Annotated in this window: 22 protein-coding genes; 14 read left to right on the plus strand and 8 right to left on the minus strand. The window is 70.4% G+C overall.

All coding sequences use genetic code 11. The features are described from left to right. Positions 1-107: 107 nt before the first annotated feature. From ACTOWL_RS14365 to ACTOWL_RS14375, 3 genes are read left to right on the plus strand one after another with little or no spacing between them, the layout of a single operon-like run. On the plus strand, positions 108-905 hold the full coding sequence (locus tag ACTOWL_RS14365) for a glucosaminidase domain-containing protein (RefSeq protein WP_441321922.1): 798 nt from the start codon (positions 108-110) through the stop codon (positions 903-905). A gap of 2 nt (positions 906-907) precedes the next feature. Beyond that, positions 908-1,048, plus strand: a complete 141-nt coding sequence (locus ACTOWL_RS14370; protein ID WP_441321923.1) for a hypothetical protein — start codon at positions 908-910, stop codon at positions 1,046-1,048. A 21-nt stretch (positions 1,049-1,069) separates the two neighbouring features. Beyond that, complete coding sequence (locus tag ACTOWL_RS14375) at positions 1,070-1,657, plus strand: malonic semialdehyde reductase (protein ID WP_441321924.1); 588 nt, start codon at positions 1,070-1,072, stop codon at positions 1,655-1,657. 3 nt (positions 1,658-1,660) lie between these two features. Here ACTOWL_RS14375 and ACTOWL_RS14380 read toward each other — a convergent pair whose 3' ends face one another. Together ACTOWL_RS14380 and ACTOWL_RS14385 are read right to left on the minus strand one after the other, a co-directional pair. After that, a complete protein-coding gene (locus ACTOWL_RS14380; RefSeq protein ID WP_441321925.1) occupies positions 1,661-1,936 on the minus strand; it encodes a type II toxin-antitoxin system RelE/ParE family toxin in 276 nt (91 codons plus the stop codon). Between the two features lie 6 nt (positions 1,937-1,942). After that, a complete protein-coding gene (locus ACTOWL_RS14385) occupies positions 1,943-2,575 on the minus strand; it encodes a hypothetical protein (RefSeq protein WP_441321926.1) in 633 nt (210 codons plus the stop codon). 66 nt (positions 2,576-2,641) lie between these two features. Between ACTOWL_RS14385 and tsaB the strand changes: the two genes are divergently transcribed. Both tsaB and rimI read left to right on the plus strand, forming a co-directional pair. Then, a complete protein-coding gene (tsaB, locus tag ACTOWL_RS14390; RefSeq protein ID WP_441321927.1) occupies positions 2,642-3,313 on the plus strand; it encodes a tRNA (adenosine(37)-N6)-threonylcarbamoyltransferase complex dimerization subunit type 1 TsaB in 672 nt (223 codons plus the stop codon). Further along, complete coding sequence (gene rimI / locus ACTOWL_RS14395; RefSeq protein ID WP_441321928.1) at positions 3,310-3,759, plus strand: ribosomal protein S18-alanine N-acetyltransferase; 450 nt, start codon at positions 3,310-3,312, stop codon at positions 3,757-3,759. The genes tsaB and rimI overlap by 4 nt, the downstream gene beginning before the upstream one ends. Positions 3,760-3,763: 4 nt before the next feature. Here the strand turns inward: rimI and dcd are convergent, their stop codons facing one another. The 3 genes from dcd to ACTOWL_RS14410 all read right to left on the minus strand — a co-directional run bounded on the left by dcd (position 3,764) and on the right by ACTOWL_RS14410 (position 5,723). Next, positions 3,764-4,306 carry a dCTP deaminase gene (dcd, locus tag ACTOWL_RS14400; RefSeq protein WP_441321929.1) on the minus strand — a complete coding sequence of 181 codons (543 nt, stop codon included), beginning with the start codon at positions 4,304-4,306 and terminating at the stop codon, positions 3,764-3,766. Positions 4,307-4,318: 12 nt separating this feature from the next. Beyond that, on the minus strand, positions 4,319-4,579 hold the full coding sequence (locus tag ACTOWL_RS14405) for a hypothetical protein (RefSeq protein ID WP_441321930.1): 261 nt from the start codon (positions 4,577-4,579) through the stop codon (positions 4,319-4,321). A 235-nt stretch (positions 4,580-4,814) separates the two neighbouring features. Continuing rightward, positions 4,815-5,723, minus strand: coding sequence for a methyltransferase domain-containing protein (locus tag ACTOWL_RS14410; protein ID WP_441321931.1), 909 nt, complete (start codon positions 5,721-5,723; stop codon positions 4,815-4,817). Between the two features lie 78 nt (positions 5,724-5,801). On the opposite strand from ACTOWL_RS14410, the gene ACTOWL_RS14415 reads away from it, so the two are divergent. The 8 genes from ACTOWL_RS14415 to ACTOWL_RS14450 all read left to right on the plus strand — a co-directional run bounded on the left by ACTOWL_RS14415 (position 5,802) and on the right by ACTOWL_RS14450 (position 14,694). Beyond that, positions 5,802-6,554, plus strand: coding sequence for an SDR family NAD(P)-dependent oxidoreductase (locus ACTOWL_RS14415; RefSeq protein ID WP_441321932.1), 753 nt, complete (start codon positions 5,802-5,804; stop codon positions 6,552-6,554). 86 nt (positions 6,555-6,640) lie between these two features. Beyond that, on the plus strand, positions 6,641-8,536 hold the full coding sequence (gene ggt, locus ACTOWL_RS14420) for a gamma-glutamyltransferase (RefSeq protein WP_441321933.1): 1,896 nt from the start codon (positions 6,641-6,643) through the stop codon (positions 8,534-8,536). Positions 8,537-8,545: 9 nt separating this feature from the next. Beyond that, the gene (locus tag ACTOWL_RS14425; RefSeq protein ID WP_441321934.1) at positions 8,546-9,310 is read left to right on the plus strand and encodes a double zinc ribbon domain-containing protein; all 765 of its coding nucleotides are present in this window, start codon (positions 8,546-8,548) and stop codon (positions 9,308-9,310) included. 96 nt (positions 9,311-9,406) lie between these two features. Beyond that, positions 9,407-9,676, plus strand: a complete 270-nt coding sequence (grxC, locus tag ACTOWL_RS14430; RefSeq protein WP_441321935.1) for a glutaredoxin 3 — start codon at positions 9,407-9,409, stop codon at positions 9,674-9,676. Between the two features lie 20 nt (positions 9,677-9,696). Further along, entirely contained in the window at positions 9,697-10,548 is an 852-nt protein-coding gene (locus ACTOWL_RS14435) for a carbon-nitrogen hydrolase family protein (RefSeq protein WP_441321936.1), read from the plus strand. Between the two features lie 10 nt (positions 10,549-10,558). Continuing rightward, positions 10,559-11,233: a DUF2278 family protein gene (locus ACTOWL_RS14440; protein WP_441321937.1), complete on the plus strand. Its 675-nt coding sequence runs from the start codon at positions 10,559-10,561 to the stop codon at positions 11,231-11,233. A gap of 273 nt (positions 11,234-11,506) precedes the next feature. Further along, the gene (locus ACTOWL_RS14445; RefSeq protein ID WP_441321938.1) at positions 11,507-13,261 is read left to right on the plus strand and encodes an ABC transporter ATP-binding protein; all 1,755 of its coding nucleotides are present in this window, start codon (positions 11,507-11,509) and stop codon (positions 13,259-13,261) included. A 200-nt stretch (positions 13,262-13,461) separates the two neighbouring features. Continuing rightward, positions 13,462-14,694: a calcium-binding protein gene (locus ACTOWL_RS14450; protein ID WP_441321939.1), complete on the plus strand. Its 1,233-nt coding sequence runs from the start codon at positions 13,462-13,464 to the stop codon at positions 14,692-14,694. A gap of 33 nt (positions 14,695-14,727) precedes the next feature. Here the strand turns inward: ACTOWL_RS14450 and ACTOWL_RS14455 are convergent, their stop codons facing one another. Then, positions 14,728-15,288 carry a methyltransferase family protein gene (locus ACTOWL_RS14455; protein ID WP_441321940.1) on the minus strand — a complete coding sequence of 187 codons (561 nt, stop codon included), beginning with the start codon at positions 15,286-15,288 and terminating at the stop codon, positions 14,728-14,730. A gap of 186 nt (positions 15,289-15,474) precedes the next feature. On the opposite strand from ACTOWL_RS14455, the gene ACTOWL_RS14460 reads away from it, so the two are divergent. Next, positions 15,475-15,918, plus strand: coding sequence for a hypothetical protein (locus ACTOWL_RS14460; RefSeq protein WP_441321941.1), 444 nt, complete (start codon positions 15,475-15,477; stop codon positions 15,916-15,918). A 5-nt stretch (positions 15,919-15,923) separates the two neighbouring features. Here ACTOWL_RS14460 and ACTOWL_RS14465 read toward each other — a convergent pair whose 3' ends face one another. Further along, entirely contained in the window at positions 15,924-16,616 is a 693-nt protein-coding gene (locus ACTOWL_RS14465) for a gamma-glutamylcyclotransferase (RefSeq protein ID WP_441321942.1), read from the minus strand. Further along, positions 16,613-17,617, minus strand: a complete 1,005-nt coding sequence (locus ACTOWL_RS14470) for a Gfo/Idh/MocA family protein (RefSeq protein ID WP_441321943.1) — start codon at positions 17,615-17,617, stop codon at positions 16,613-16,615. The genes ACTOWL_RS14465 and ACTOWL_RS14470 overlap by 4 nt, the downstream gene beginning before the upstream one ends. Between the last annotated feature and the right edge of the window lies 1 nt (position 17,618).

A 17,618-nucleotide genomic window follows, 5' to 3' on the forward strand; every position in this document is an offset into this window, starting at 1 on the left:
CCCCCGGCGGCGCCCCCCTTGAAGACGAGGGGCGTCCGCGGACCCGGTCGTGCCGATAGGCGGGGCGCCCGGGATCGCTGGCCCGGGCGCAACCAAGAACGAGGTCCATGCAGTTCCGTGTGTTTCGACCGGCCGCCGCCTTGGCCGGCCTTTTGCTGATCGTGCCCCTTGCCGCCCTGGCTGAGCCGGCGGCCCCCACCGATCAACCCGAGCTGCAGGTCGCCGACCTGCCGCCGCAAGAACTGGCCCTGCCGGCCTCGGCGGTGCCGCCGATCGACAAGACCTCGGACCTCGTCCTCAAGGTCGACAGCGCCGGCAAACTCAGCGAGATCTTCGACAGCGCCGACTACGCCCTGGCCGATGTGCGGGGCGGCGGGGCCGAGGTCCCGCGCCTGCTGGTCGAGGCGATGCCGGCCGACCTGCGCCGGCTCGATTCGACCGATCTGCGCAAGGACGTGTTCTTCAACGCCCTGCTGCCGCTGGTGCTGCGGGTGAACGAGGACATCCGCCACGACCGCGACCGGCTCTTGGCGCTGCAGGGGCTGCAGCATCTCGGCCTGGGGCCATCGGCGGAGTCGCGGGCCTGGCTGGCCGAGCTGAGCGAGCGCTACGACGTCGCCGACGGCGACATCGATGCGCTGCTGCTGCGGGTCGACGTGGTGCCGCCCTCCCTGGCCCTGGCCCAGGCCGCGGTCGAATCGGGCTGGGGCACCTCCTACAGCGCCCAGCGCCGCAACGCCCTGTTCGGCCAGACCGCGGGGTCGGCGGTGCGCTACGCCGCCTTCGACCGGCTGATCGACGGCGTCGCCTCCTACGCCCGCAACCTCAACACCCATCCGGCCTATGCCGGCTTCCGCGCCCGCCGCGCGGAGCTGCGCGGCTGGAGCTTGACGGCTATGATCTGACGTTGACCCTCACGCGCTATTCGACGCGCGGAACGGCCTATATCCGCGATGTCCGGGCCATGATCCGTGGGAACGATCTCGTCGAGCTCGATTCCGCGCGGCTTGCCGCGGATCGCGGGTTGAGCTTACCTGCCGCGAGCTGAGATTTTCTGCGGCAGACGGCCATGGCGCTCGACAAGATCGCGCTCGACACGCTGTTCCGGGAGGCGCGCAACCGATGTGCCTTCCTCGACGAGGCGATCCCGGAGGCGACGCTCCGCGCGGTCTATGATCTGATGAAGCGGGGGCCGACCAGCGCCAATTCCTGTCCGGCGCGGATCGTCTTCGTCACCTCCGAGCCCGGCAAGGCGGCGCTGCGGCCGTCGGTCGACCCCGAGGTTCTGGGCGCGACGCTGCAGGCGCCGGTGACCGCGATCGTGGCCTATGACTCGGCCTTCCACGAGCATCTGCCGAAGCTGCTGCCGGACGAGCCGGAGATGGCGATCCGCTTCGCCGCCCGGCCCGAGCTGGCGCAGGAGACGGCGCATCGCGACGCGGCGATGCAGGCGGCCTATCTGATCATGGCGGCGCGCGGCCTCGGCCTCGGCTGCTGGCTGGTGGGCGAGTTCGACCGCGGCAAGGTCGACGCCGCCTTCCTCTCCGGCACCCGCTGGCGCTCCAGCCTCCTGGTCGATATCGGCTATGTCGACCGCAGCAAGGAATTCCCCCGCCGCCCGCGCCTGGCCTTCGAGGAAGCCTGCCGGATCGTGTGAGCGTCAGGGCGGCCACCGGCGGGCGCCCTGTAAGATGCGCAGCAATTCCACGGTGCGGCCGATACGGTAGACGACGATGTAGGGAGTGCCGGCGACGACCAATTCGCGGGTCTCGGGGACACGGCCCGCGCGCCCGGATCGGGGATGGTCGACCAGCCGCTCGACCCGCCTTTCGATGGTATCCCACATCGCCAACGCCGCGGCCGGATTGCTCTGGGCGATGTATTCGGCGATGCCGGTGAGGTCGGCACGATAGTCGTCGCTGCGATGCAGCCGCATTCCAGCTCAGCGCGGCCGCTCGGCGATGGATCGCAGTAGCTCGGCCCGCCGGGCTTCGGCGATACGCCGCCACTCTTCCTCCTCGATCAACCGGACCGAGCCGTCGGCGATGCCGTCCAGGGTCTTCTGCACCTCGGCACGGAACCAGCGGTCATGCTCGGCCGCTTCATGGGCGCGCCGCTGCCGTTCCGCTGTATCGGGACGGCTGCGATCGACCGCGCCGGGATCGTGTGCTGTTGCATCGACGTCGAAGCGGGCCATGCCGAGGGTGTCCCGGACATAGGCCGCGGCGGTATTCAGGTTGCGCCACAGCCGGGGGCGCCGCGACCGCTGCGCGGCGATCACACGCTCCGTGCTGCCGTAGCGGATGCGGACGGCCCAGCCGCCCGGCCGCCCAAGGATGGTCGCGGCCTGGATAGCCTGGCCCTCGGCGAGGCGTTCCGCCGTCCTTCCATCGACGATGTCCGGCAGGGCCGCGGTGCTTCCCATCGCTGGTTTGCTCCAGATCAGAAGTTCGATGCAGAAATATCTAATAATTCTGCAAAGCCGTCCAGCCCTTCGCCGTTGGGAGTGGTGAGCATAGCCCTCGGGCGGTAGATGGTGTGCTCGGCGGGTTCGCCTGGAGTTTAAGAGCACCATGATGGATCCGAGGGCAGCAGCGAATGATGGGTCGGCCGCACCGCCACGCGGTATGGGAGCCGGCGCATGATCGTGCTCGGCCTCGATGCGGCCGGCGCCGGCTGCGGCGTGGCGGTGCGGCGCGACGGGCGGCTGCTGGCCGCGCGGACCGAGGCGATGGCCCAGGGCCATGCCGTGCGGCTGATGCCGCTGGTGCTGGAGGTACTGGCCGAGGCCGGGATCGCGCCCGGCGAGATCGATCTGTTCGGCGTCACCACCGGCCCCGGCTCCTTCACCGGGCTGCGCGTCGGCCTTGCCGCGGTTGGCGGCCTGGCGCTCGGCGCCGGCAAGACGATCGTCGGCATTCCCAGCCTCGACGCCGTGCTGGCCGATCTCGGCCCGGTCGCCGCGGGCACCGTCCTGGTGGCGCTGGACGGCCGCCGGGCCGAGCCCTTCGCCCGGCTGTTCGACGCCGCCGGCATCCCGCTCAGCAAGCCGCTGTGCCTGCCCGCGGCCGATCTCGTCGCGCTGATCCCATCCGGCCCCCTGACCCTGGCGGGCGACGGCGCCCATCTGGTGCTGCCGGCCCTGGCCGGGCGGACGGATGTCCGCCGCGCCGGTCCTGCCGCGATCGACCCGGCCACCGTGGCCCGGCTGGCTGAAGAACGGGCCGGCGAGGCGCGCGAGGGCCCGCCGCCGCCGCTCTATGTCCGCCCGCCCGACGCGGTGCCGCTGGCCGAGCGGGCGCCGAAGCCGTGACGCGCATCGTCGAGGCCGGCCCGGCCGCGGCGGCGGTGCTGTCGGCCCTCTACGAATCCGCCTTCGGCGAGGCCTGGGCGCCGGACCAGCTGGCGCAGCTGCTGGCCGGCCCCGGCGTGTTCGCGCTGATCGCCCTGGACGACGCCGGGGCGCCGGTCGGCTACGCCCTCGGCCGGGTGGCGGCGGACGAGGCAGAGCTGCTGTCGATCGCGCTCTTGCCGGGCCGGCGGCGCAGGGGCGGCGGGCGCCGGCTGCTCGACGCGCTGATCGGCCGCTGCGTGGCGGCCGGCGCCGGGGCGCTGTTCCTCGAGGTGGCGACCGACAATGCGGCGGCGCTGGCGCTCTACCGCGGCGCCGGCTTCCACGAGGCGGGTCGCCGCAGGGGCTACTACAAGGTCGGCGCCGCCATGGTCGACGCCATCGTCATGAAGCGGACGCTATGTTAAGTACTTAAGAAACTACCGTTTGTCCGGAGAATCTTCCATGGTAGCCCCTCTCGGGAGTCCCGAGAGTCTGCTCAAATATGAGCTGACAAAATCTCATACCTGATCGCAGGCGAATTGGGAGAAGGCCGTGATTGACAACTTCGAGTCTTATCCTGCCTTCAAATCCCGCGTGAATCGTAGGAGCTGTCATATGAACAGCTAGGCCGAGACGAGCTAGTGAACTTTTGCCCTCTACTCGTGCTGCTAACCTGGCGTCATATTTTAAGTTCACATATTCTACAGTCCAAGCGAGAACTAAATAATTTGGTTTTAAAAGATATCCATTTTCATCTATAGTTCTCTGGATCGTTAATTCCTTTAGAACAGCTTCTCCATTAAAATCGGCACTTGCCGGGTCCACTGAAGTTTCAATTCCAGCAGTCTTCGGTTTGAATTCACTAATGATGGGATCTAGTGTTAGGTCAACGCTAGTAGAACTGAAAGCATTCTCCAGCGGAGGAGGGTCGATCATTATCGATCCTCTGGAAATCGCTATTTTTATTTTCACGGTCCGTTAGAATCACGCCACTGCTTCTTGATTAACAATTGTGTCAGACGAAACCCACACACGCCAGAGGCCGCGCAACGTCTCCCTGGGCAACTCAATCAGCAAACGATTCTTCTCTTTACCAATGGGATACCCAACACCCAAGGTGTCATTCTTAATTGAGCGCTGATCCACAATCAACTCCTCCCGATGGCCGTCCGCGGTGGTCAGCGCAACAACCAACTCGCTCGGATGCTGCCCTTGCCGAATCGTCTCGACCTTAACCCGCATCATAGTTGTGGTCCTTTCGAGGAGAACAAAAAATGAACATATATCAACTATAATACTCCTCATGAAGAGGCAAATCAAATTTTTTGTTAGGAATATCAAAGGGTTACCTAACCCATTGAAACGACTCGGCATTCTGGTCTCATATCCGGTTTTGTTCCCTAGCTAAGTCCCCACCAAGGCCCTGGGGTCGACGCCATCGTCATAAAGCGGGAGTTGGCCGGCGCGGGCTAAGAGACCGTTATTGCCGCACCGGCCGTTCCACGGTTCCGAGTGCCTCGGCCAGCGAGCGGGTGGCGCTGCCGCGCGGGCGCGGCTTCTGCTGGCTGTCATGCGGCGCCCAGCCGGCCAGGAACAGCACCTCGAAGCTGGCCGGGATGCGGCCGTCCGGCTCGGCGAAGCGCTCGGCATAGCGGGCGGCGACGGTCGGCCAGAAGGCGCGCGGCGGCGGCGCCGGGTTGCGGTTCAGCCCGGCATTGGTCTCGCCCATGCCGCGCAGATCGGCGAACAGGCGAAAGGCGTCCTCATAGGCCACCCTCACCGTCTCGGCATCGGCCACTGGCAGGGCGAAGCCGGCGCGCTGCAAGAGGCCGGCGGCGTCGCGCAGATCGGCGAAGGGCGACAGGCGCGCGCTGGCGCCGCCGATCAGCTCGGTCTCCGCCTCGACCAGGGCGGTGCGCAGCTCGGCCAGCGTGCCGGCGCCCAGCATCGCCGCCAGGAACAGCCCGTCCGGCCGCAGCACCCGGCGGATCTGCAAGAGCGCGCCCGGCAGGTCGTTGACCCAGTGCAGCGACAGGGTGCTCAGCACCAGGTCCAGCGTGCCCTCGCCGAAGGGCAGCAGCTCCTCGTCGCAGGCCAGGGTCGGCCGGCCGTTCGCGGCGGCGCGACGGGCCAGGGCCGGGGACAGGTCGGCCTGGACCAGCGTGTCGATCCGGTCCGTCCCCGCCAGCGCCCGGGCCACGGCGCCGTCATGGCAGCCGAGGTCGAGCGCCACCGGGAAGCGGCGGGTGACGTCGAGCAGCCGGTCGGCCAGCATCGCCGCCACATGCTCGAACAGGAAGCCGTGCCCTGCCAGGCCCGGCGCCGCGCGGTCGCGCCGCCGGCGCACCAGCGCCCGGTCGAACACCATCATGTCGTCGGACTGCGTCATGGCGCGCACTATAGGGGTTGCCGATGGCCGTCGCACCGGCCTTTGCTGACGCGAAGGACGACAGCGAAGGACCGGATCATGACCGCAGCGGACCAGCCGGTGGCGCTGGTGACGGGATCGACCTCAGGGATCGGCGCGGCCGTCGCCCGGCGGCTGGCCGCCGAAGGCTGGGCCGTGGCGCTGCATTCGCGCGCCTCGATCGCGGCCGGCGAGGCGTTGGCGGCGGCGCTCGGCGGCGGCGCCGGCTACACCGCCGCGGATCTGGCGACCGATGACGGGCCGCCGGCCCTGGTGCGGGCGGTGCTGGCGCGGCACGGCCGGATCGACGCGCTGGTCAACAGCGCCGGCATCACCGCCACGGTGCCGCACTCCGACCTCAAAGGGGCGACGCCCGAGCTCTGGCGCCGGCTGCACCAGGTCAACGTCATTGCGCCCTGGCTGCTGGTGGCCGAGGCCGAGGACGCGCTGCGGCGGTCGGCGGCGGTGCGGGGCCGGCCGGCGGCGGTGGTCAATATCGGCTCCCATGCCGGCGCCCGGCCGCGCGGCGCCTCGGTGCCCTATGCCGCCTCCAAGGCGGCGCTGCATCATGTCACCCGCCTGCTGGCCAAGTCGCTGGCGCCGGCGATCCGGGTCAACGCCGTCGCCCCCGGGCTGGTCGACACGCCGATGACCGCGACCTGGACCGAGGCGCAGCGCCTCTGGGCCACCACGGCGCCGCTGCGGCGCCCGGCGCAGCCGGCGGATGTGGCGGAGATCGTCTTCGCCCTGATCCGCTCGGACTACGTGACCGGCGAGATCGTGATGCTGGATGGCGGCCTCAGCCTGACCTGACCGGCTGCCCCAGACAGGGATTGGGAACCGGCCGCAGTCGTGGAATACTCCCTTATGCATATTTGATCCGATTTGCGAGGGAGAGGATGCGGCGGACCGGCTGGTGGGCCCTGCTTTTGTGCGGCGCGGTCGGCGCCGGCCTGCTGTTCGCGGTCTCCGACGCGGTGTGGTCGGATTCGTCGCCGCCGGCCGGGGCGGCCCCCGCTGCCGGGGCGGCCCCCGTCGTCGCGAGCCAGGATGCGGCCAGCCGCCCCGCCGAACCCGCCGTCCGATCGGACTCGCCGCCGCCGGCCGGCGCGGCCCTTGTCCTCGTCAGCCAGGCTGCGGCCGTCCGTCCCGCCGAACCCGCCATCCGCGCCAAGCGGTTCATGGTGGCGGCCGGCGATCCGGTGGCGGCCTGGGCCGGCTACGACGTGCTGGCGGAGAACGGCACCGCGGTCGACGCCATGATCGCGGTGCAGCTGGTGCTCAACCTGGTCGAGCCGCAGTCGGGCGGCATCGGCGGCGGGGCGCTGCTGCTGCATTTCGACGGGCGGTCGGGCCGGCTGACCTCGCTCGACGGGCTGGAGACCGCGCCGCGGGATGCCGATGGCAGCATGTTCCTCGGCCCGGACGGCCAGCCGATGTCGTTTGCCGCCGCGACCGCCGGCGGCCGCTCGGTCGGCGCCCCCGGCACGCTGCGGCTGCTGCTCGAGGCGCACAAGCGCTGGGGCCGGCTGCCGCTGGCCCGGCTGTTCCGGCCGGCGCTCGACCTGGCCGAGAAGGGCTTCACCGTGTCGCCGCAGCTGGCCGGCCTCCTGACCGGCGACACGGCGGAGCGGCTGAAGCGGGATCCCAGGGCGCGCGACTATTTCTTTCCCGGCGGCCAGGCGCTGCAGGCCGGCCAGACCCTGCGCAACCCGGCCTTCGTCGACACTCTGCGCTTCATCCTCAGCGATGGCGACGCACCCTTCTATCTCGGCCCGATCGGCGCCGACATCGTCGCCGCGGCCCAGGGCGCGTCCGGCGATGCCGGCCGGCTGGCGCCGATCGACCTGGTGGTCTACCGGGTGGTCGAACGCCAGCCCGTCTGCGTCCCCTACCGCGCCTGGCGGGTCTGCGGCATGGGGCCGCCGAGCGCCGGCGGTATCGGGGTCGGCCAGATCCTCGGCATGCTCGAGCACGTGAAGATGCCCACGATCGACCCCGGCGCGGGCGATGCCTGGCACCTGTTCGCCGAAGCCGGCAAGCTGGCCACGGCCGATCGCGACCGCTATGTCGCCGATCCGGATTTCGTCCTGGTCCCGACAACGAGCCTGATCGACAGCAGCTACACGACCGCGCGGGCGCGGATGATCTTGGCCGACCGGGCGGCGCCCGTGCCGGCCCCGCCGGGCAACCCGCCGCGGCGCGTGGGACAGGAGCGGAGCGTCAATTCCTCGTCCGAGCCGTCCAACACCAGCCATGTCTCCATCGTCGACGCCGATGGCAGCGTGGTGTCGCTGACCAGCTCGATCGAGGGCGCCTTCGGCTCGCATCTGATGGTGCGCGGCTTCCTGCTCAACAACGGGCTGGCCGACTTCTCCTTCATGCCCTATGCGGGCGGCCGCTCGGTGGCGAACCGGGTCGAGCCCGGCAAGCGGCCGCGCAGCTCGATGGCCCCGACCATCGTGCTGGACCGGGCCGGCCGGCCGGTGCTGGTGATCGGGTCGCCCGGCGGCGCCCGTATCATCCCCTATGTCGCCCAGGCTATCATCGGCGTGCTGGACTGGGGGCTGGACGTGCAGCAGGCGATCGATCTGGGCCATGTGGTCAACCTCAACGGCCGGACCGAGCTGGAGGCGGGCACGGCCGCCGAAGGGCTGAAGGACGTCCTGGCGGCGCGCGGCCACGACGTGGTGGTGATGGAGCAGCCCAGCGGGCTGCAGGGCATCCAGATCGGCCCGGACGGGCTGGTCGGCGGCTCCGATCCGCGGCGCGGGGGCGTCGCCGTCGGCCGGTAGGTGGCTGCGATGCGCCCGGACCTCTCCCCCTGGCTCGGCCGCGCCGGCACCGCCCTGCTCGACGCCGTGCTGCCGCAGCGCTGCCTGTCCTGCGGCGCCGAGATCGTGGCGCCGGGGGCGCTGTGCGCCGCCTGCTGGGGGCAGCTGGCCTTCCTCGGCCCGCCGCAATGCCGGCGCTGCGGCCTGCCCTTCGACCATGCGGCGGCGGAAGGCGCGGGCGACGACCCGGTCTGCGGCAACTGCCTTGCCTTTCCGCCGCTGTGGGACCGGGCCCGCGCCGCCTTCCTCTACGACGATCTCAGCCGCAAGCTGATCCTGGCCTTCAAGCATGGCGACCAGACCCATGCGGCGCCGGCCTTCGGCCGCATGCTGCAGCGGGCGGCGGCGCCGTTCCTGGCCGAGGCCGACGTGATCGCGCCGGTGCCGCTGCACCGCTGGCGCCTGCTGCGCCGGCGCTACAACCAGGCGGCGCTGCTGGCGCTCGCGCTCGGCCGCGAAGCCGGCCGGCCGGTGGCGCCCGACCTGCTGGTGCGGCGCCGGCCGACGCCCAGCCAGGGCGGCCAGGACCGCCGGGCGCGCCGCCGCAACGTCGCCGGCGCCTTCGCGGTGCGGCCGGGCCGCGAGGGGCTGGTCGAGGGCCGCCGTGTCCTGCTGGTCGACGACGTGCTGACCACCGGCGCCACCATCGACGAATGCGCCCGGGCGCTGCGGCGCAAAGGCGCGGTCGGGGTCGACGTCGTCACCCTGGCCCGGGTGCCGCTGCCGGGAAGCTGAGGCGCGCCCAGGACATGGGCGCCATTCGCCGGACGCAGACCCCTGGCATCGTCAGGCGAATGACCTCATATTCGAGGAACTCTTCGGAGGATCTGCATGCCATCCGTCACCGTCTACTCCAGCCCGTTCTGCCCCTATTGCTACATGGCCAAGAAGCTGCTGACCCAGAAGGGCGTCGGCTTCGAGGAGGTCGATGTGGTGGCCGAGCCGTCGCGGCGGGACGAAATGCGGCAGCGCGCCAATGGCCGCAACACCGTGCCGCAGATCTTCATCGGCGCCACCCATGTCGGCGGCAATGACGACCTCCAGGCGCTGGAGCGCGCCGGCAGGCTCGATCCGCTGCTGGCCGAATCCGCACCGGCCTGATCCTTTCCCGGGGCGACAGCATGACCCGCTTCACCGCCGCCTGCGTCCAGCTCAATGTCGGCACCGAGATCGAGCCGAACCTGCAGATGGCGGGGGCACTGATCCGGCAGGCCCGCGACGCCGGGGCGACGCTGATCGCCACGCCCGAGAACACCGGCTTCATCGTCCAGGGCCGCGAGGCCGTGCTCGCGCGCGCCCTGCCGGAGGAGCGGCATCCCGGCCTGCCCTACTTCGCCGAGCTGGCGCGCGAGACCGGGGCGACGCTGCTGATCGGGTCGCTGTCGATCGGGCTTCCTGATGGCAAAGCCGCCAACCGCTCCTACCTGTTCGCGCCGTCGGGCGAGATCCTGGCGCGCTACGACAAGATCCACATGTTCGACGTCGACCTGGCCGGCGGCGAGCGCTACCGCGAGAGCGCCACCTTCGGGCCGGGCGACCAGGCGGTGGTGGCGCCGCTGCCCACCGGCGGCGTGCTGGGCCTGACCGTCTGCTACGACCTGCGCTTCGCCTATCTGTACCGGGCTCTGGCCCAGGCCGGGGCCGACATCCTCAGCGTGCCGGCCGCCTTCACCCGCAAGACCGGCCAGGCGCATTGGCACGTGCTGCAGCGCGCCCGGGCGATCGAGACCGGCAGCTTCGTCATCGCCCCGGCCCAGACCGGCACCCACGACCAGGGCCGCCAGACCTATGGCCACTCGCTGATCGTGGCGCCCTGGGGCGAGATCCTGGCCGATGCCGGCGAGGAGGTCGGCATCGTCACCGCCGAGATCGACCTGGCGCGGGTGGAGGAGGCGCGCAACGCCGTGCCGGCGCTGCGCCACGACCGCCGCGTCGTCCCACCCGGCCCGCCGCTGCGCGCGGCCGGGGAATAGCCCGCGGAGCATGGCGCTCGAGCGCTACGCGGTGCTCAAGGGGCGCCCGACCGACCGCCGCCTCGCCGCCGAGGGTTCGACCCATTACCAGATCCGCGTCGACGACGGCGGCCGCGACCACCGGGCGGCGGTCAATGTCCAGGGCTCGGCCTGGCCGTCGCTGGTGGAATATGTGCTCGACCCCGATTTCGACCATCCGGTGACCGTGCGGCTGGCGGCGCTGCCGCCGGGCCTGACCGCGATCCCCAGAGGGCAGGGGCTGGACTATGTCCGCGACGGGCTGTTCGACCGCTCCCATATGCGGCCGCTGCCGGCCACCCGGCCGGGGCCGGACAACGACCTGAACGAGAAGATCGACCGCATCGTCGCCCGGGCGATCAATCAGCCGGACGCCATGCTCTACGCCTTCGGCGAGCCCTTCGGGCCGGACCCGGTGGCCGATCACGGCTTCGGCTTCGCCCCGTCGCGCGGCATGCACAACATCCACATGAACCAGGGCAGCCCGGAGGAGCGGTTCCGCGGCGACAACGCCGTCGGCCAGGACGGCGCCCTGCTGATCGCCTTCCCGCAGGGGCGCTGGGCCGCCCTGTTCCTGAAATTCCAGTCCCAGGCCTGGCACACCGACGACGCCACCGGCCATCCCCGCCAGCCGGTGCAGGCGCGGCGGCGGCGGATGCAGGCCTGACCCTCGGCGGCACGCCGGGTTGCCCGACAGCCGCGGCTGCCGTATGGTGCGCGGCCGACCGATCCCAGGAGAGCAAGATGACGACGTTCATGTCCCAGCAGAAAGGAGTTCCCGCCCCTCGCAAGGACATGACGCTTCATGTTGTCCCGAATTCGGAGGTCGCCGGCGCCTCGAGACGCCGCACCTAGCCGCCTCGCTCTCCGACCGCGCAGCCCGGCTGCCGCGGTCGACGCTTCCAGCGTCCAGCCCGCTTCCCCGCCGACCTCACGCGACGTGCCGCGCGCCGTGGCCCGGGCGCGGCTGCGCAAGTTCCTGTCCGCCTACCGGCCGCACCTCCCGCTGCTGGCGGCCGATCTGTTCTGCGCCGTCGTCGTCTCCGCCACGGCGCTGATCCTGCCGCTCGGCGCCAACATCGTCACCAAGCGGCTGACCGGCCTGGGCGACGTCCCCGGGGCGCTCGGCGAGGTCTATGTCCTCGGCGCGGCCATGCTCGCCGTGGTCCTGCTGCAGGCACTCAGCAACCTGTTCGTCGACTATCAGGGCCATATCATGGGCGCGAAGATGGAAAGCGCCCTGCGCCGCGAGCTGTTCGGGCATCTGCAGAAGCTGTCCTTCAGCTTCTACGACCGCGAGCGCACCGGCCAGCTGATGAGCCGGATCACCAACGACCTGTTCTACCTGGGCGAGCTGTACCATCACGGACCCGAGGACTTGGCGATCGCGGTGCTGAAATTCGCCGGGGCGATCGCCATCCTCGCCTGGCTCGACCTGCCGCTCGCGCTGATGATCCTGGCGGTGCTGCCCTTCGCCGTCGCCTATGCGCTGCACTTCAACCGCCGCATGAACCGGGCGCTCCTGCTCAGCAAGCAGCGGATCGCGGCGGTCAATGAGCGGGTGGAGGATTCGCTGGCCGGCATCCGTGTGGTGCAGTCCTTCGCCAACGAGGCGGTCGAGAATCGCCGCTTCGAGGCGCAGAACGCCGCCTTCCTGGACAGCCGCCGCGCCGGCTACCGCAGCGAGGCCTTCTTCTCGATGGGGACGGAGACCTTCCCGCAGCTGATCACGGTGGTCATCATCGTCGCCGGCGCGGTCCGGGTCGCCCAGGGGCAGCTCGCCGTCGCCGACATGCTGACCTTCCTGCTGTGCGTCGCGGCGCTGGTCGACCCGGTGAAGCGGCTGGCGAACCTGGCCCGGCTCTGGCAGGAGGGCTACACCGGCTTTACCCGGATGATGGAGATCCTGGAGGTCGAGCCGGACATCCGCGACCGGCCCGGCGCCGTCGACCTGGCCCGGCCGCGCGGCGCGATCAGCTTCCGGGACGTAGGCTTCCGCTACGAGGACGACCGGCCGCATGTGTTCCGCGACCTGTCGCTCGACATCCGGCCGGGCGAGTTCGTCGCCCTGGTCGGGGCCTCGGGTGCCGGCAAGAGCACGCTCTGCGCCCTGATCCCGCGCTTCTACGAGGCGACCGAGGGCCGGATCCTGATCGACGGCACCGACATCCGCGACGTCACCCTCGCGTCGCTGCGGCGCGCCGTCGGCGTGGTGCAGCAGGACGTCTACCTGTTCGCCGGGACGGTGGCGGAGAACCTCCGCTACGGAAGGCCGGACGCGACCGAGGCGGAGATCGTGGCGGCCGCCCGGGCGGCCAATGCGCATGACTTCATCATGGCGCTGCCGGACGGCTACGACAGCGATGTCGGCCAGCGTGGCGTCAAGCTGTCCGGCGGGCAGAAGCAGCGCCTGACCATCGCCCGGGCCTTCCTGAAGGACCCGGCGGTGCTGATCTTCGACGAGGCCACCAGCGCGCTCGACAACGAGAGCGAGCGCGCGGTGCAGGAGGCGCTGCTGGACCTGGCGCGGGACCGCACCACGCTGGTGATCGCCCACCGGCTGTCGACGGTGCGCCACGCCGACCGCATCCTGGTCCTGACCGACCAGGGCATCGCCGAGCAGGGCACGCATGAGCAGCTGCTGGTCGCCGGCGGCGCCTATGCCGCCCTCTACCGGGTGCAGGCCAGCTTCTGAAAGGTGCCACCGCCGAACGCTCCACCGGCGCGGGGTCCGCTGCCGCGGACTCCGCGCCGGTGGATAGGATAGTCCTCCAGGGCCGATCGAGCATTAGACGTTCGGATGACGCCACGGACGGCAGTCACGGCGCAAGCTGACGCTGCCGCAAGCGGGGACGCCCCACGGGGCGGCGGGACACAGCGGAGAGGAGAATGGTCATGGTGTGGATTAACGGAACCGACCAAGCCGACTGGCTGGCGGGCACGTCCGAGGACGATGTCATCTGGGGTTACGGCGGCGGCGATATTCTCTCTGGCTTTGGCGGGAATGATGTTCTGTTCGGCCAGATTGGCGACGACCGGCTCTATGGTGGCGCCGGAAACGACCGGCTGTTCGGCTACGTTGACGGCCTCGATCCCGCCGACCCCAACGTTCCCGACGGCGGCAGCGACTTCCTGGACGGTGGGACCGGATACGACAACCTGTTCGGCGGCTTCGGGGACGACACCTACCGCCTGGAGGATGTCTCGATCCTCGGGGATGGCCAATGGGTCATGTACCATTGGGCGTTCGACGAGGTGGTCGAGGGGGCGGGCGAGGGCACGGACACCATCCAGGTCTCCTCGGAGACCGGCTTCAAATCCGGCTACTTCCTGCCGGCCAATGTCGAGAACGGGCTGGTCCTGGGCGGCCAGGCCTTCACCCTCCTGGGCAATGAATCCGCCAATGTGCTGACCGGCGGCACCGGCGCCGATCGTCTCTTGGGCGAGGCCGGCGACGATCGGCTGAACGGGAGCGCCGGCTATGACACGCTCGAAGGCGGCGCCGGCAACGACGTCTACTCGCTGCTCGACGTCAACGTCATCGGGGATGGCCAATGGGTGATGTACCATTGGTCCTTCGACGCCGTGTCCGAAGGCGCCGGCGCCGGCCTCGACACCGTGCAGGTCTCCGCGGATTCCGGCCTGCTCACCAGCTACACCTTGCCGGTCAATGTCGAGACCGGTGTCGTCACCGGCGTCCAGGCTTTCCGGCTGTCGGGCAACGCCGCGGCCAATCAGCTCACCGGCAACGCTGCCGCCAACACCCTCGAGGGTCTGGGCGGCAAGGACACGCTCACCGGCGGCGCCGGTGCCGACCGCTTCGTCTTCACCGTCCCGTCCGACAGCGTCCTCAACGCGAATGCCGATGTGATCACCGACTTCAGCCGCGCCCAGGGCGATCGCATCGACCTGTCGCAGATCGATGCGAACCGGGCGGCCGCCGGCGACCAGGCCTTCACCTTCATCGGCACGGGCCTCTACACCGGGGTCGCCGGCCAGCTGCGCCTGTCCTTCGGCGCCCCGGGCCTTTCCGTTGTCGCCGGCGACGTCGACGGCGACGGCGTGTCCGACTTCCACATCCGGCTGACCGGGCAGATCGCGCTCACGGCCGGCGACTTCGGCCTTTGACGGGTGCGGCGGGGCTGCGGCCCCGGCCTCACCTCACCACAGAAACGGCACCAGCCGGGCGGTGGCGCGGCTGTAGGCGGCATAGGCCGGGCCGAAGGCGTCGGCCATGAAGCGCTCCTCGATCACGATCTTGCGCAGGAAGGCGGCGGCCATCAGCGCCAGGGCCAGCACGGCGCTCCACCTGTCGATGGCGACGACGGTGCCGACCGCGGCCAGCAGCAGGCCGGTGTAGATCGGGTGCCGCACCAGGGCATAGGGGCCGCTGCGCACCAGCTCGTGGTCCTGCTTCAGCGTCACCGTGCCGCTCCAGTTGCCGGCCAGGTGCAGCCGGGCCCAGACGGCGAAGCCGAGGCCGGCCGCGACCAGCAGGGCGCCGGCGATGTCGAAGCCGGGCTGGTATGCCAGGATCGGCGCGCCCAGGGCCGGGCCGGCCATCCCCGGCCGGATGAACAGCACCACGGCCAGGACCAGCGGCAGGATGTGCGACAGGCGCGAGGCCACGGATTCGGTGCGCCGGGTCGGCTTGGTGCCGAAGGCGGCAAGGTGCCAGTAGATCCACCAGGCCACCCATAGACCGATGATGACGAACGCCATTGCGTCCTCCGCCGTCATCCCCCTGCCCCGGCCATGCTAGCGGGGCGGCGCGGGCCGGTCGAGCGGGCGGGATGCCGCCCTTCCGACCCGCCCGGGACCCGGAAAAGCCGCGATCCGCCGCCATCCTCGGGCGTGGGCCCGTCGTTGCCGCACCATCCGGGCCGGCATTGTCGATGGGAGGGATGAATGGAGATTCGATGGATTCGGCACGGCCTCGCCCCGCTCCTGGCCGTGCTGCTGTTGCTGAGCTTCGGCACCGCCCTGGCCCAGCGCCAGAACCTCTACGATGGTTCGGGCCGCTACCTCGGCTATCAGGAGCGCAGCGGCAACCGCCTGAACCGCTACGATGCGGATGGCCGCTATCTCGGCTATGAGGAGCAAAGCGGCGGCCGGATCCAACGCTACGACGCGGGCGGCACCTATCTCGGCTACCGCGAGGACCAGCCCGGCGGCCGCGAGGTGCAGTATGACGGCTCGGGCCGCTACCTCGGCTATGAGGAGCGCAGCGGCAGCGGTCGCGTAAACCGCTATGATTCGGATGGCCGCTATCTGGGCTACGAAGAGCGCAGCGGCAACCGCATCAACCGCTACGATGCCGACGGGCGCTACCTCGGCTACCGCGACGACTGAACGGCCTAGAGGCCCAGCGCCGCGATCCGGCGCCGCAGCGCCTCCAGCCCGTGGTCGCGGATGCCGAGCGCCAGCAGATGGTCGTGGGTCGAGCGGAAATACTCCTGGCAGCTGCCAAGCTGGCCGCAGGCCCGGGCCAGCACCCGCGCCGTCTCCTCCTCGCTCAGCCGGCCGGCATAGCGCGGCTGGGTGCGGTTGATGGTGAAGGCGATCGCCCGTACCGGGCCCTCCGGCGTCGCCGCCGTGACCCAGCGCGGGGTGTAGGACGCGGTCACCATCTCGCGCCGCCAGATCAGGTCCAGCTCCTCCTCCACCGCCGCGGCGGCGATGCGGAACACCACGCCGCGGCAGGTGCCGCCGCGGTCGAGGCCCAGCACCAGCCCCGGCCGGTCCGGCGTGCCGCGGCCCAGCGCGGTCCACAGGCAGAAACGGCGGTGCCAGCCATGGATCAGCCCGGTGCGCCGCTCGACGAAGTGGAAGGCCGGGTTCCAGATCAGCGAGCCATAGGCGAACACCCAGACGTCGCCGCCGGCGGCCTGCTCCGCCGCCAGCGTCGCCCGGCGCGATTCGGCCAGCGCCTCGAAGGACAGCACCTCCGCGGTCGGGTCGCCGACCGCGATCATGCGCTGCAGCACGCCGCTCTTCAGCGATTCACGGGTGATGGCGGTCGGCTCGGCGACCGTCGGCACTTCGCTCACGGCGTCTCCCACCGGCCGGTGTGGGCGGAGCGGAAGACCGCGTCGATGACCTGCATGTTGGCCAGGGTGTTCTCCAGCGGCACCGGCTGCTCGCCGCCCTTCAGGATCGCCTCGGCGAAGGCGGCGGCGGCGACGCCGTACTGGTCGCAGGCCGGGATCTCGATCGGCTTGATGCCGTCGCCGACCAGGCTGGACCCGTCGTCCAGCAGCAGCCGGCAGGGCCGGTCGCTCGGGGCGTTGAACGGGATCTCCACCTCGATCCGCCCCTTGGTGCCCAGGAACTGCATGCGCTGGTAGCCGGGAAGCTGGGTCGAATAGACGAAGCTGGCCTGGATCCCGTCATAGTCCAAGAGGATGCTGCCCAGCCGGTCGACTTTGAACACCGGGTCGCGGTCCAGCAGCGACACCACCCGGCGCGGCTCGCGACCGGTGATGAAGCGCGAGGTGGTGATCGGATAGCAGCCGATGTCCAGGAGGCCGCCGCCGCCGATGTCGGCCTTGTTGCGGATGTTGTTGGGGTCGATGTTGCGATAGGTGAAGGTGCCGGTGACGGCGCGCAGCTCGCCGATCGCGCCCTCCTGCACCAGCTCGCGCAGCTTCAGCCATTGCGGGTGGGTGCGCACCATGAAGGCTTCCTGGATGCGCCGGCCGCTCTTGTCGCGCGCCGCGATCAGCCGCCGCGCCTCCTCGGCGTTCAGCCCGATCGGCTTCTCGCACAGCACATGCTTGCCGGCCTCGGCCGCCTTGATGGTCCATTCGACATGCAGGTGGTTCGGCAGCGGGATGTAGACCGCGTCGATCTCCGGGTCGGCCAGCAGCGCCTCGTAGCTGTCATAGGCCACCGGCAGCCCGTATTTCGCCGCCGCGGCCGCGGATTTCTCCGCCGAGCGCGAGGCGATCGCCTTGACCCGGCAGTGCCGGGCCGTGGTCATCGGCGGGACGACCTTGTCGTTGATCTTGGCGGCGCCCAGCACGCCCCAGACGATCGTTCCTTCGGCCACG

Origin of the sequence: Inquilinus sp. CA228, assembly GCF_052078665.1 — a bacterium.
Classification (GTDB): domain Bacteria; phylum Pseudomonadota; class Alphaproteobacteria; order DSM-16000; family Inquilinaceae; genus Inquilinus.

Coding starts and splice junctions, on each gene's coding strand:
- ACTOWL_RS14365 (WP_441321922.1), top strand. CDS start 108: ATGCAGTTCCGTGTGTTTCGACCGGCCGCCGCCTTGGCCGGCCTTTTG.
- ACTOWL_RS14375 (WP_441321924.1), top strand. CDS start 1,070: ATGGCGCTCGACAAGATCGCGCTCGACACGCTGTTCCGGGAGGCGCGC.
- ACTOWL_RS14380 (WP_441321925.1), bottom strand. CDS start 1,936: ATGCGGCTGCATCGCAGCGACGACTATCGTGCCGACCTCACCGGCATC.
- ACTOWL_RS14385 (WP_441321926.1), bottom strand. CDS start 2,575: ATGGTGCTCTTAAACTCCAGGCGAACCCGCCGAGCACACCATCTACCG.
- tsaB (WP_441321927.1), top strand. CDS start 2,642: ATGATCGTGCTCGGCCTCGATGCGGCCGGCGCCGGCTGCGGCGTGGCG.
- ACTOWL_RS14405 (WP_441321930.1), bottom strand. CDS start 4,579: ATGATGCGGGTTAAGGTCGAGACGATTCGGCAAGGGCAGCATCCGAGC.
- ACTOWL_RS14410 (WP_441321931.1), bottom strand. CDS start 5,723: ATGACGCAGTCCGACGACATGATGGTGTTCGACCGGGCGCTGGTGCGC.
- ACTOWL_RS14415 (WP_441321932.1), top strand. CDS start 5,802: ATGACCGCAGCGGACCAGCCGGTGGCGCTGGTGACGGGATCGACCTCA.
- ggt (WP_441321933.1), top strand. CDS start 6,641: ATGCGGCGGACCGGCTGGTGGGCCCTGCTTTTGTGCGGCGCGGTCGGC.
- ACTOWL_RS14425 (WP_441321934.1), top strand. CDS start 8,546: ATGCGCCCGGACCTCTCCCCCTGGCTCGGCCGCGCCGGCACCGCCCTG.
- grxC (WP_441321935.1), top strand. CDS start 9,407: ATGCCATCCGTCACCGTCTACTCCAGCCCGTTCTGCCCCTATTGCTAC.
- ACTOWL_RS14435 (WP_441321936.1), top strand. CDS start 9,697: ATGACCCGCTTCACCGCCGCCTGCGTCCAGCTCAATGTCGGCACCGAG.
- ACTOWL_RS14440 (WP_441321937.1), top strand. CDS start 10,559: ATGGCGCTCGAGCGCTACGCGGTGCTCAAGGGGCGCCCGACCGACCGC.
- ACTOWL_RS14450 (WP_441321939.1), top strand. CDS start 13,462: ATGGTGTGGATTAACGGAACCGACCAAGCCGACTGGCTGGCGGGCACG.
- ACTOWL_RS14455 (WP_441321940.1), bottom strand. CDS start 15,288: ATGGCGTTCGTCATCATCGGTCTATGGGTGGCCTGGTGGATCTACTGG.
- ACTOWL_RS14460 (WP_441321941.1), top strand. CDS start 15,475: ATGGAGATTCGATGGATTCGGCACGGCCTCGCCCCGCTCCTGGCCGTG.